This window comes from Paenibacillus sp. S25, from assembly GCF_019454085.1.
Taxonomy (GTDB): Bacteria; Bacillota; Bacilli; order Paenibacillales; family Paenibacillaceae; genus Paenibacillus; species Paenibacillus polymyxa_B.
This window is the reverse complement of record NZ_CP073683.1, coordinates 1,094,824-1,108,432: the sequence shown is the minus strand read 5'-3', so window position 1 is coordinate 1,108,432 and position 13,609 is coordinate 1,094,824. Positions and strand designations below refer to the sequence as shown.

The following is a 13,609-nucleotide window of genomic DNA, read 5'->3' as shown; positions in this document are numbered from 1 at the left end:
GGATCTTGACATCATATATGGTTGCTCTTCCTTACAGAAGGCTCATGATTCGGCTTTGCCGCTACCCTCCTCAGCATGCAGGATTTTGGCAAGCCACATGGGCGGATTACGAGCCAGCATATTCTGGAGACGCTGGACCTGCTCCTCAATGGTGCTACCGGAGGCCACCTTCACAGGCATAATGGTCCGTTTGGTAACCTGTGCGGCGGCCGAAGCGCCAATCTGTACCAGGAAGATCAAGGCACAATCCTCGATCAGGCCAATGCGGCTGGCGATCTTGCCCGCTTCGTTCTCATCGCTCCCCAGGGCTATCCGCCGATGCTCCAGGAACTGGACGCCTGAGTGCCGGAGTTCGAATACAGTGAACATGGGACTCTGCCCAAAATGAGCATTCACATGCACACCGTCTTCCGTCGCAAATGCAACCTTCATCCTCCTCTCCCCCTCTCGGCAAGCAATACATTGCCCACCTTGTTCACCCATTCCATGGTTCCACGGTATCCGACGCTTACGGATGTGTGGGCGCCCAGCTCGTCATACACCGGCAAGCCTGCCGGTACGAATGAGGCCCCGGCCCGTGCCGCTCCCTTTCTTCCATGTGAATTGCTGATCCACAAATCAACGCCCTGCGCGCTCTCCTCTGCATCATCCAGATCACCGATCCAGACTTCCCGTTCTGTCTTTTGCAGTGCAGGCGTGCCGCAGGGTGTAATTAGCCGTTTCAGTTCCACTCCCATCTCCTCCAGCCAGGCTGCGGTCGACAGCATATGATCCGGTTCTAGCGCCACTACAGCGGAAGCGTCGGAATAATAGAAATGGGCATCCAGCATGCTGTCCAACAGATTTTCACGCTGCCAGCGGAAGCGAACAGGGGCTGGCTCGCGGCTGATTTTCTGCAGAAAATGAATGAACGCATCGCTCGCGGCCAAGCCAGACAGACCAGCGAACAAGTGGTAGGGAATGCCTGCGGCATGAGTCAGCCTGCGCGCCGGACGCTCCATGCTCGCGCCAATGGCAATGGTGCAGGAAGACTCCAGCATCTGGCAGGCTGAATCCAGCGGAGTCCCCCCTCTCGTCAAAGGGGAAAAACCTGTCAGCAGATGACCGGACAAGGAAGTGGAGATATCGGGGAGTGTAATAACCTCCAGGCCGAAGGAAGCGATAATATCCTTGATTTCCATAACATCTCCGGCAGTCAGATAAGAAGCCGGCAGCAGATTGACCTGCGTCCGGCGCTGTTTTTTGAGGGACTTGCCTCCGGCCAACCCGAGTACGGCATCCATTAGCGACTCTACTGTACTGCTGTAGCCCGTCTCCAAAGAGCCGTGAAAATCAGGCAGCGATACAGAAAACAGCAGACTATCCTTCAAGGCCCGTTCTCGCTTGAACGCCTTTACCCTAGACTGAAAATCAACGCCTGCCACCTCGGTGAGGGCCGTGCTGATAACGCCAATGACATCTGGATGGTGCTTGGACCAGATATGATCCAGCGCCTCCTCCAGATTCCGGTCTGCATCAAATATAACGTCCATCTCTTGCAGCGCAGAGGTCTGAACGGCAATCGGCTCTCGAAAATGGCGAGTCAGCAGCGCCTTGGAGAAGGCCGAGCAGCCCTGAGCGCCGTGCAGCAAAGGCATCGAGCGATACATCCCTTGCAGAGCCAGCACGCCGCCCAAAGGCTGTCCTACCTTGAGCGGGTTGACACTGACAGGCTTCGTGGCGGATTTAATCGGCAAATTCCGTCTCCTCCTCCCATGGAGCCAATTTGGCGGTCAGCTCCCATACCGGATGCTGTAGCGTATGCACAAGCTGTTTCGCTAGAGACAACAGCCCGTCATAGCCCGCATAGGCTTTGTGTCGTTCTTGATTGATGTCCACAAAAGGAATCTGTTCCTTGAGCGCCATATACATGTTCCGGCCCCCGGCAATGACCATGTCTGCCTTGCGGCTCCGTACGGTCTTGAGAATCTGCCGGGCGCCGCCTTCCGGGATGTATTCCGCATCATCTCCGACACGGTCAGCAATCCGGGATACATCCTCGGTAGTACTCTTGTTCGTGCCTACACCAACTACCTTAATGCCCAGCTCCTGCAAAGCCGTAATGACAGACCAGCTTTTTACACCCCCGGTATAGAGCACTGCCCGCTTTCCTTTTAGCTGCTTGCGGTAGGGCTCCAGCTCCAGCGATAGCCTCATTTCCTCCCGTGCGGCCAGCTTATCCACCCGTCGCTCTACATCACGATCTCCGGTCAGGTAAGCCATCTGCCGCAAGGAATAACTCGTCTCCTTTGCTCCATAAAATGAACCTTCAAAATAAGGAATGCCGTATTTACGCTCCATTTGGACTGCTAGACCCAGCAAGGCCCGGCTGCATACGACCATGTTGGCCTTGGCACGATGCGCCCATCCCACCTCACGGAACCGACCGTCCCCAGTAATTCGGGACAGGATACTCATTCCCGCCTGCTGCATCAGTCGCTCGATATGCCACATCTCGCCCGCAATATTGTATTCCCCAATGAGATTGATATCATGGGAGGTTGTCTGTTCCGGCTCGGTGCTGCCGATAATATGCTGGAACAGCACATCTCCGGCCAGCCGGGTTCCGAGATTCTTGCTGCCCACAAATCCCGGACTGTTCACCGGAATGATCGGCGTCCCCAGCCGCTCCGATTCAGCCTTGCAGACCCCCTCGATATCTTCACCGGTGAGGGCTGTGACACATGTTGTATAGACAAACACAGCGGGAGGAGCAAAGCGGCTGACAATGTAGCGGATCGATTCATGCAGCTTCTGTTCACTACCAAAAATGATGTCCTGTTCTCCAAGATCAGTAGTGAAGCCATACGCCGACAGCTCCGGGCCGCTGGACAGGCTGCCTCTGCTCTCCCAGCTATTGCCGAGACAGGCGATCGGCCCGTGCACCAGATGAGCCGCATCTGCAATGGGGATCAGTGTAATCTGGGCCCCATCAAAGGAGCAGCCACCCGAAGCCTCCCCGGGCACAGGCCGGGGACAGGGCGTGCTTTTGGGAATTTTGTTGCCGCAGGATACCTCCAGCCTTCCGTTAGACACAGCCGGCTCCATCCGCACACCCCCTTATTTCAAATAGAATCCATTGAAATCACAAGCCAAGCTGCTAACTTCCATCTACGCGGTATAGCAATTAGCGCACCAGATCAAAGCTATGATCCGGAGCCTGCTCTTCCATGACATCCAGTACGGTATTCACGAATTGGGTAAGCAGATTCAGCGCACCCTGGTAGCCGATAATCGGATAACGATGCAGATGATGCCTGTCGAAGATCGGAAAGCCCACACGGAGCAAAGGGATTTTCGCCTCTTTGGCCGCGAACTTCAGATGGGAGCTACCAATAGCCAGGTCCACCGGGTCCTGGAACAGCAGCGAACGCATATGCCACAAATCCTGACCGGAATGAACTGTGGCTTCTGCACCGTAAGGACTGGACTTCAGCAGAAGCTCTGCTTCCTTCTCAAATTTCCGGTCCCCATTGGAGCAAACAATATGCACTGGCTCCATACCCAGCTCCAGACAAAAGCCAATCAGGCCGATGAGCATATCCGGGTCTCCCGCCATAGCCACTCGTTTGCCGTGCAGATAAGCATGCGAGTCCATCATGGCATCCACAATTCGGGCGCGCTCCTGCTTCAATGCCTCGGGAATTTCTTTTCCGGACAGACGGCTGATCTCTTCAAGCAAGCAATCTGTAGCGCGGATGCCCAGCGGCGTGGAGATGGAAGACACCTGCTGTCCCCAGGTTCGCTTCATATAGCCTAATGTTTTACGAAGAGAGTACTGCTGGATCGCCAACGTGCCGGCAGCATCTGCGGCCTCGGGCACATCCTTAAGCGGCGTTCCCCCGTAATAGTAGCTGTACTCTCCAGTGGCCCCTGAATCAAAATTACTGCTGTGGTCACCCAAAATGGTATACGTAACGCCGAACATCCCCAGTATGCGCCGCATTTCCGCAAAATTGCCCGTATACCCGTCAAACCCAAGCAGTACATTCAGCTTCAATTCATGACCAGGCTGCGGCGTCCGGCCTGACTTGTTATACAGCGTTTCCAGCACAGAGCGCAGCATGGCGTCATAGCCTGTAATATGTGAACCAGAGAAGCTGGGGGTATTGGCAAAAGGAACCGGCATATCCTCGGGAAGGGCTCCCTCCTGACGGGCATTAGCCAAGAAGGCAGACAGATCATCTCCGATCACCTCTGCCATACAGGTCGTGCATACCGCAATCATCTGCGGCTGATACAAGGCAATGCAGTTCTCTATACCGTCAATGAGGTTGCGCATGCCGCCGAATACGGCGGCATCCTCGGTCATCGAGGTGGAGACGGCAGGAACAGGCTCTTTGAAGTGGCGGGCAAGATGGCTACGGAAATAAGCCGTACAGCCCTGTGAGCCATGAATGAACGGGAGCGTTTTTTCGAAGCCCAGCGCAGCCATAACCGCCCCCAACGGCTGACAAGCCTTGGCCGGGTTCACGACTACAGCTGTACGAGCGAAATTCTTATCCTTGTATTCCTTGGTCTTGGTGTACTCCAGGGTGGCGGTAACCTCCTCTGGAGAGCAAGGGGCCTCGAAGGCCCGTTTCTCCTCACGCTGGCGCACATATTTATCCTGCCGAAACAGCTGATTGTGATCGACAATGTTCAAACGATCGCTCATACCGGCACCTCCGCAGTCTGCCGGGACGGCAGCAGGCTCCATACTGGACTGTTTATGGTCATATCCATATCACGTGCAAAAATCTTGAAGCCGTCAAAACCATGATAAGGCCCGCTGTAATCCCAGGAGTGCATTTGACGGAAGGGAATGCCCATTTTGTGATACACGTATTTCTCCTTGACTCCGGCGCCCATTAAGTCAATATTCAGCCGCTGGGCCAATTCCTCCAGCTCATAGGCAGTTGGATCATCGTACAGAATGGTGCCTTCTTTTACATCGGGAAACGTCTTTTCGTAATCATCCTTATGGGCAAATTCATAGCCTGTAGCCACAATTTCCATACCCAGATCCTCATAGGCACCGATGGTATGCCTTGCCCGCAGCCCGCCAATCAGAAGCATCACCTTTTTGCCTTCCAGACGTGGGCGGTATTTACGGATGACCGCCTCCATCTGCGGCATATATTGGGCGATGACCTGCTCACATTTTTCCTGAATCGTCTCGTCAAAGCGGGCAGCAATCGCTCTTAGACTCTCCATCGTCTTGGTCGGGCCGAAGAAGTTATATTCCATCCAGGGAATTCCGTATTCCTGCTCCATCGTTGTGCACATGTAATTCATGGAACGATGACAATGGATCAGGTTGAGCTTGGATTTATGGGCAATCCCCAGCTCATTGATCGTACCGTCACCCGACCACTGCGCTATGACCCGCAGTCCCATTTCCTCCAGCAAAATGCGCGAAGCCCAGGCATCACCGCCGATATTGTAGTCCCCGATAATGGAGACATCATAAGGCCCGGACTCCTTTAGCTCGCGGCGCCCCATCAGAAAATCGCGGATAGCATCATTGGCAATGTGATGGCCCAGAGACTGACTCACCCCGCGAAAGCCCTCACAGCGTACAGGAATGACCGGAATGCCCAGCTCCTCTGTCATCTTCTTAGCCACGGCCCCGATATCATCACCAATCAGTCCGACCGGACATTCAGATTGCACGGAGATGCCCTTAGCCAGCGGGAACATCTCCTTAATTTCCCTGCAGATCACCTCCAGCTTCTTATCTCCGCCGAACACGATATCCTTTTCCTGAAAATTGCTTGTAATCTGCATGGCGGTAAAGTTATCGATTCCCAATACCCCATTCGCATAATTGCGTCGGGTACCCCAACTGTATTGCCCGCAGCCGATGGGACCATGGCTAATGTGCACCATGTCTTTAATCGGGCCCCATACCACACCCTTGGAGCCTGCATAAGCACAGCCCCTTGCTGTCATAACGCCGGGCCGTGATTTCATGTTGGACTTAATGGAACAGGTTCCGCAGTTCACAAGCTCCTCATCCGCGATCTCAAAATGCTTGGTCCGGTCCTTCTTGGCCTTCTTGGGATATACCTCCAGTATCTCCTCTACGATCTGCTTTCCCTTATCCACAATACTGCTCATTTGGCCTATTCCTCCCTCCTACGAGCTACGCGTTCAGCTCCCCCCATCATCACACGTTGGTTCCATCATTAAGCCTTCTAGCTGGAGCCTACTGTCCGGACGCCTCAGCCTTGTTAATTGCGGTTTCTTCATCCTCAATAATGCCAAACTCCATCAACAGATCCTCCAGATCTTCCATGGAAATGGGAGTGGGAACCGTTAGCATATCGTTATTCAAAATCTTACCTGCCAGCTCTTCATACTCCGCAGCCTGCTTATGTTCCGGGTTATATTGGGTAACAGTCATACGGCGCAACTCAGCGTGCTGCACAACATTGTCACGCGGCAAAAAGTGGATCATCTGCGTGTTCAGCCTTCTTGCAAGCTCCGTAATCAGTTCCGCTTCCCGGTCCGTATTCCGGCTGTTGCAGATTAAGCCGCCCAAACGCACCCCGCCGCTGTTGGCGTACTTCAAGATCCCGCGTGCAATATTGTTGGCAGCGTACATAGCCATCATCTCACCTGAGCATACGATGTAGATTTCCTGCGCCTTCTTTTCCCGAATCGGCATGGCGAACCCCCCACACACAACGTCCCCCAGTACATCGTAGGACACGAAATCCAGCCCTTCGTAGGCGCCCTCTTCCTCCAGAAAATTAATGGCTGTAATGATGCCGCGCCCAGCACAGCCGACACCAGGCTCTGGCCCACCACATTCTACGTTTAGAATGTCACCGAAGCCCTTCTGGACAACGTCCTCCAGCTCCAAGTCCTCCACCGTACCCATTTCAGCCGCCAGATGCAGTACGGTTTGTTGGGCTTTCGTATTCAGAATAAGACGGGTGGAGTCTGCCTTGGGATCACAGCCTACAATCATAATTTTTTGTTTGAATTTGGTCGCGAGCTGAGCCAGTGTATTCTGCGAGGTTGTCGATTTGCCGATACCGCCCTTACCGTAAAACGCAATTTGTCTCATATTTTCTCAGCCTCCAAAATGTTCAATGGGTAAATCCGAATGATTGCCCTTAACTCCCTTATTGCGCTTACTTCCCTTATTGCTCTGCACAGGATACATATAACGTAGAAATTTCACATATTCCAGAACGGATTCTTCAATTTCCCCGCCGCATACAATAGGTAGCACGCCTGCTTCCTGCAATGTCTCTTTGGGGGCTTCGCCTATGCCGGACGACAGCAGCAATGCACAGTCATGCACCATGGAAAGGATCTCCTTCATCGTCTCGGCCTTGTCCCCATTGCAATCGGCTTTCCCATGGCAATAGGATTGCACCTTACGAATGCCTATGAAATTTACGATAGTCCCGTCGCTTTCATAGATCATGAATTCCTTGGCACGACCGAAATGCTGATTCACCTTCCCTCCGCCACGACTGGCCACAGCGATTAGGACTGGCTTTGAGGTAAAGCTTGCTTCAGGCTTATCCTCCGATAACGGGCAGCTACATCCAACCCCGGTTGACGGTTGTTTGTGGTGCGATTGTCCCTCCTTGCGTTCCATTCTCACTCTCACCTTCTCATCCAGTTCTTTCTGAAATTGTGCCCTTGCCTCTTCATCCATGGGAGGAGCAGCCGCAATGTTCTCCCATGTAAAATCCTGATTACGATCCTCGCCCAGCAGTCCAATCGCATCCGCCCTGCACTGACGGCAATGGCGCATAATGACAGCTCCCGCCTCAGCACATTGCTCCTGCAGCTGCCGGACCAGACGGGGACGGGGGGCCCGCATCCCTTCCTGCTCATACCGACTGCCGGGTGCGATGATGAGCGGCATAATGTTGTGCAGTACCGCGCCGTGATCCTTGACCACCCTGGCTACCTCTGGCAGATGGACATCATTGACTTCAGGAATCAGCACCGAGTTTACCTTGCACAATACGCCTCTCGAAGCCAGCATCTTCAAGCCTGCCAGCTGGCGGTCAATCAACAGCCGCGCGGCCTCCTCTCCTGCATAGCGTTTTCCTTCATCGTAGACCCATCCATAAATGCGGCTCCCCACCACCGGATCTACAGCATTGATCGTGATCGTGACATGCGAAATACCTAACTCTACAATCCTGTCAATATGCCTGATCAAGGTAAGGCCATTCGTGCTGAGACAGAATATGACATCCTTAACTGTCTCACGGACCCGGCGGAAGGTATCGAAGGTTGCCTCCGCATTGGCCAGCGGATCTCCAGGTCCCGCAATGCCGACAACGGACAGTTGCATCAGCTGTGCCGCTACGCCATAGGTCTTGCTCGCCGCCTGCTCCGGCGTGAGCAGTTCACTAACAACGCCGGGACGGCTTTCATTGACGCAATCGAATTTGCGGTTGCAATAATGGCACTGAATATTGCATGCCGGGGCTACTGGAAGATGAATGCGCGCAAAATAGCGATGTGCCTCTTCGTTATAACAAGGATGTCGTCTGAGGGTGTCCAATGCTAAGGGGGTTTCCGAGAGATCAGCTAAAGAGTCCATTCATTCCCTCCTCTCCACGTTATATTCCCTTACACAAATCTCTGTTTTTGTCTGGAATATAATTACATCTTAGAGTCAGGGACAAAACCAGTCAATTCACTTCTCCATGAAATCCCTGACATTTATCTTCATTTCACATATGTGTCAAATTTTACGTCAGGTAAGATATCACACTCTTTACATGTGTGCGGTTACATTTTATATTCTCAATAACATCAAAACGTAAAAAAAGAGAGTCCGTTAAGACGGCTCTCCTTTTGAAATAAGAAATTCAAATTGGCTCGATCCTTACATGTTGGTAAAACGCCTGCCCTCCAAATACATTCACACCCACATGTCCCTCGGTGAACGTACTATCTTCCAGGTCGATGACCTGCTCACCGTCTACATCAATACGAATGCGCAGGCCCTCCGCCACGATTTTAATATGATGAAACATTTCGGGCAAAACGAATCTTGGAACCTTAGCAAGCACCTGCTGATCCTCGAAACGTCCGTCTTTTTTATAGAACAGACGAATCAATTTCAGATTGGGGTCCAAATTCAGATAATAGCCACTCGATCCGTCAGCATTGGCGCGGAAGAGCATGGAGCCTGCACTTCCATTTCCATGCAGCTTCATATCAGCCTCATACGTAAAATCTTCCGCCTGCTCAGTAGCCATATAATTCGCATCGCTGATATAGCTTCCTCGTATCCCATCCGTTGTCACGATCCACCGCGATGCGGAAACATCCGGCTTCCAACCTGTAAGGTTGGTATGAAACACCCCACCGTGCACCTTAACCAAGGTACTGCCACGGACCTTATCCTCCGAATCGGAAGCCGTAACAACAGCTTCTCCCGGGGCAATCGCCTCTATTAGCGCACTCCCGTCCTCGGACGCGGTGATCTTTACAATCTCAGGATGGTTAGAGACCCAAATCAGCGAGTTTTCTTTTTCTCCAGACTCATCCTCCACACTCGCGTACAGACGCTTCGTCTGCTCCCTCGCAAGCTCCACATAAGTGTGATCCATGATCACTCTGGTGGACGAAGCATCTGGTAGCCTCCAGCTGTTCCGCAAGGCATAAACATGGAGGGAAACAACCTTCACCTCACCACCCTGGGTGTAAAAGCCCATCCCTCTTCGCGCCGAATCGGGCAAAATAATCTCCGAAAATACGACTTCTCCATCATTCCCAAACACCTCAACCGAGGATTCGTCCACAAATATACGCATTTGAATTCGATTTCCGATAGGTGCAAGTGATGCTTTATGAAGCGTTGAAAATAGAATAGAGAAATCTGTAAGCCCTGAATCAGCACGGTTTACAAACATTTGTTGTATGTCTGTTGTATAGCCGACCGCCGTTCTTTGCTCACCGCCATCCCGCACGTAAAACCCGAATGCTGAAGCAGCCCCAACAGAAGGCAGTTCGAACACCGCTTCAATCTCATAGGCACCTGCATCCAAACCTTCCAGTATATTCGGAGAAGATTCCGTGACACTTTGATTTTCTATCGCAAATAAACGGAAACGCAGCGAAGTCAGCTCGGATATCGGATGCTGTATCAAACGGATGCCTTCACGAGTTGTTTTTAGCGATAACTCTCTCGGGATGCTAAACTGTCCCTTCCAGGGAGAAGTCGGAAAGCTGAACGGATAGTCCCAATTCGTCATCCATGCCAGCATGATACGCCGCCCGTCGGGTACATCGGAGAAGGACATTGAGGCATAGAATTCCTTGCCCCAATCGGTTTTCAACACCTTCCCCGGTGAATGATCGTTTTGAAATTTGCCATCAGACATCAGTTCACCGATAAAATATTCCGCATCCGAGCCTTGAGTGTTTGTGCTGGCTCCAGTGCTAATCATCAGCACCCATTTAGAGGTGTTACCATCGTCTACCGGAAGCCGAAATAGATCCGGGCATTCCCATACCCCACCACGTATATAATCACCATAGCCAAAGTTATCCGTCCAGCGCCAATCTATTAGGTTCGTGGAGGTAAAAAAACGGATATGATCGCCTCCCGACACTACCATAATCCAGCGCTGATAGGCTTCATCCCACACTACTTTAGGATCACGGAAATCCCAATTGCCGGGATCGTTTTCACTTCGACCCGGGTTCTCTATTACAATCGGACGGTCTTTCGGGTATTGCCATGTACGCCCCCGGTCTGTGCTGTAAGCAAGGCCGATTCTCTGGTTTCCCTTGGGCTGATCGGGATTGAAGGAAGTGTAATAGGCAATCAGCCCTGCTCCTCCGTAGTCACCGAACAAGCTGGAAGTATTGGTTAGATCGGCTACAGCCGAGCCTGACCAGATATGACCAAGATCATTCCACTTCAACGCAAACGGAAGCCTTTTCCAATCCAGCAAATTTTGGCTGACCGCATGCGCCCATTGTCCACCATCCTGATGAAACAGGTGATACTCCCCCTCAAAATAAACCAATCCGTTTGGATCACTCGCCGAGCCTCTGGCAGGAGAATAATGATACTGTGGGCGATATTTTTCTGTATAGTAATTGGAGACAGAGGTGAGGTAGATATCCTGAAAATAAGCAGTTCCCCCGGTCACTTTCAAGCCTGTAAAACCGTTGGTATAGCTGCTATCGATGATATCAATTGCCGCAGGAGTATATCCATCTATAAATACCTGAATCCGCTCTCCATGAGCGATGATTTCCAAGTAGTGTTTGCCGCTGAACCCACCCGGATATGTCTGTGCCGACTTTGTAATCAACGTTCCGTCCGCCTTCTTCAGTTGTACGCGAACCTGATTGCCTTCGCCTTGCACAGAAGCAACATATCCATCCTTCCCATCCTGACTCCCTCTGAAAAATAGTCCTACTTCCATCCCCGGTTCGGAAGGATTCAGTGTCACACCGCCTTCCAGCACCAGGTCTGTAGCTGCGGAGCCATATATTTTCAACGCATCTTCTGCACTTGTTCCCTCCGACCTTAGCCCCCGCAGGTCAGGTTGCCATTTTCCACGAATCAGGAGCGGTCCGCTTAGATTCGTATCCATATCACTGACTTGAATGTTCTGAAATAACGCCGATCCATTCCAGACATTCAGCCCCAAATATCCTGATGTATAAGTCGTATCGACCACATCTATAATCGGGTTATATCCCACATCCCAGAACACTTTAAGATGGGAACCCTCCACGCTCACCTTGAGATGATAAATAGCTCCTTTTTTTAAATTGACCTGACGTTCCTCTTTCAGTTTTCCAATATCCCCGGTAGCATCCCGCAGCCGCAACAATCCGACAGCTGGTACGATCTGGAGCATATAAGAAGACCACCCGTCCTCACTGGAACGGAATACTAGCGTAGCATCCGCCTGTGTGTCAGTGACCATCACATCCGCCTCAAAAGTAAAATTCTGAGACGTTGTTCCGGACATAGCCATCACATTTTCCTGCGGCTCCGACCTCAGCAAAAGTCCCTGGATGTTATCTTCTATGTGCCCCTGCCCTGTAACCTTCCAGTCCGTCAGATTCGTTCGAATAGTCGGGAACTCCCACTTCACATCCAACCCTCCAAAGCATAAAGCTCCAGCGAAAACAACGTGATCTGCTCATCCGCTGTGAATATTTCAAGACCCTTAGATTCTGCATCGGGAAATATTAAATCGGTAATTACCACCTGCCCGTGGTTAAAAAACACTTCAATGGACGAACGATCCACATAGATATGAAGGTCCAATCGGTTTTCTGCCGTTTCCAGTGGGACTGCGTGTCTCCCTGCAAAGTCCTCATGAAAATCCGAACAGCCTGACCTTGTCCGGTCTACATATACTTCCTGTGTTTCGGAAGCATAGCCGACGAGCGTATCCTGTTCGTCTGATACCCGCACTTTGAAAGCAAAGTCTCTGTCGGTCGCAACTTCAGCTACAATTTCGTAGCAGTCCAGCCGCAAGTCCGAGAATGCGGCCTGAATTTCAGCCAACGATGGCTCTTTCAGGGATAGGACAGGAGTCCTCAATCCTTCCAGCTCCCGAACAGGACGCTGAATAAGTGCAACTTTGCCGTTTCTCGTTTCCAGCGCGAGTTCTCTCGGAATGGACATGGCTCCTCTCCAGCGTTCAGTTGGTGTAAGGTTGGCATATCTCCAGTTACTCATCCATCCAATAAACAGACGCCGTCCGTCCTCTACCGGGATATTTGACCAGCACACCCCTGCGTAGTTATCTCTGCCATGGTCGAGCCAGCGGACCTTTTCGCTATCCCTATCCGCCACAAATGTCGTCCCATCAAATTCACCTATAAAATACTGTGTTCTAGACCCCGCTCGAATCTCTGGAGTATCGCCAATACTTACGAGCATGACCCACTTCTCCTGTGTTGGCTCTCCATCAACATAAAGCGGAAATAAATCCGGGCATTCCCACACTGCATCATGGCTACCGATGCCATGTCCAAATTCACTGGCAAAGGCCCATTCCTTCAAATTAGGAGAATGATAGATTCGAACCGTCTGCCCACAAGCCAGCACCATCACCCACTGCTCTGTAGGCTTATGCCAAAACACTTTGGGGTCCCGAAAATCAATGCAATGCTCATCCTCCAACACCGGGTTGCCTGTGTATTTAATCCAGCTCTTACCTGAATCGGTACTATAGGCAAGGCTCTGGGACTGCCGTATCTGATCCGTGTCCGGATTCGAACCATGATGAGTGAAAATAGCTACCAAACCCGGTTTGCCTCCAAAAAATCCAGATGTATCCTTCTCATCTACCACGGCGCTCCCCGAAAAAATCATTCCTTGCTCATCCGGCCCCAAAGCAATCGGCTGCTCCTCCCAGGTTACCAAATCAGTGCTGATCGCATGCCCCCAATGCATAGGTCCCCATGTTGTGCCAAATGGGTGATGCTGATAAAACAAATGATAGCGTCCTTCAAAATAAACCATTCCGTTCGGATCATTCAGCCATCCGCTTTTCGGTGAAAAGTGATAGGATGGGCGGTATTCATCTTGTCTAATCATATTCATATACTCCAGCTCCCT

Annotated in this window: 9 protein-coding genes; all 9 read right to left on the bottom strand. The window is 51.7% G+C overall.

Features of this window, described 5'->3' with window-relative positions; genetic code table 11:
• Nucleotides 1-42: 42 nt before the first annotated feature.
• On the bottom strand, nucleotides 43-432 hold the full coding sequence (locus KAI37_RS04915; RefSeq protein WP_220030831.1) for a NifB/NifX family molybdenum-iron cluster-binding protein: 390 nt from the start codon (nucleotides 430-432) through the stop codon (nucleotides 43-45).
• On the bottom strand, nucleotides 429-1,736 hold the full coding sequence (nifN, locus tag KAI37_RS04910) for a nitrogenase iron-molybdenum cofactor biosynthesis protein NifN (RefSeq protein ID WP_071639751.1): 1,308 nt from the start codon (nucleotides 1,734-1,736) through the stop codon (nucleotides 429-431). The genes KAI37_RS04915 and nifN overlap by 4 nt, the downstream gene beginning before the upstream one ends.
• Nucleotides 1,726-3,087: a nitrogenase iron-molybdenum cofactor biosynthesis protein NifE gene (nifE, locus tag KAI37_RS04905; RefSeq protein ID WP_220030830.1), complete on the bottom strand. Its 1,362-nt coding sequence runs from the start codon at nucleotides 3,085-3,087 to the stop codon at nucleotides 1,726-1,728. Before nifE ends, nifN begins: the two co-directional genes overlap by 11 nt.
• Nucleotides 3,088-3,166: 79 nt before the next feature.
• The gene (nifK, locus tag KAI37_RS04900) at nucleotides 3,167-4,696 is read right to left on the bottom strand and encodes a nitrogenase molybdenum-iron protein subunit beta (RefSeq protein ID WP_076293409.1); all 1,530 of its coding nucleotides are present in this window, start codon (nucleotides 4,694-4,696) and stop codon (nucleotides 3,167-3,169) included.
• On the bottom strand, nucleotides 4,693-6,141 hold the full coding sequence (gene nifD / locus KAI37_RS04895) for a nitrogenase molybdenum-iron protein alpha chain (RefSeq protein ID WP_025720286.1): 1,449 nt from the start codon (nucleotides 6,139-6,141) through the stop codon (nucleotides 4,693-4,695). The genes nifK and nifD overlap by 4 nt, the downstream gene beginning before the upstream one ends.
• A gap of 88 nt (nucleotides 6,142-6,229) precedes the next feature.
• On the bottom strand, nucleotides 6,230-7,096 hold the full coding sequence (gene nifH, locus KAI37_RS04890) for a nitrogenase iron protein (protein WP_071639747.1): 867 nt from the start codon (nucleotides 7,094-7,096) through the stop codon (nucleotides 6,230-6,232).
• A gap of 6 nt (nucleotides 7,097-7,102) precedes the next feature.
• The gene (nifB, locus tag KAI37_RS04885; RefSeq protein WP_071639746.1) at nucleotides 7,103-8,602 is read right to left on the bottom strand and encodes a nitrogenase cofactor biosynthesis protein NifB; all 1,500 of its coding nucleotides are present in this window, start codon (nucleotides 8,600-8,602) and stop codon (nucleotides 7,103-7,105) included.
• Between the two features lie 271 nt (nucleotides 8,603-8,873).
• Nucleotides 8,874-12,131, bottom strand: coding sequence for a glycoside hydrolase family 32 protein (locus tag KAI37_RS04880; protein ID WP_143756778.1), 3,258 nt, complete (start codon nucleotides 12,129-12,131; stop codon nucleotides 8,874-8,876).
• A complete protein-coding gene (locus KAI37_RS04875) occupies nucleotides 12,128-13,594 on the bottom strand; it encodes a glycoside hydrolase family 32 protein (protein WP_076293445.1) in 1,467 nt (488 codons plus the stop codon). The genes KAI37_RS04880 and KAI37_RS04875 overlap by 4 nt, the downstream gene beginning before the upstream one ends.
• Nucleotides 13,595-13,609 lie beyond the last annotated feature (15 nt).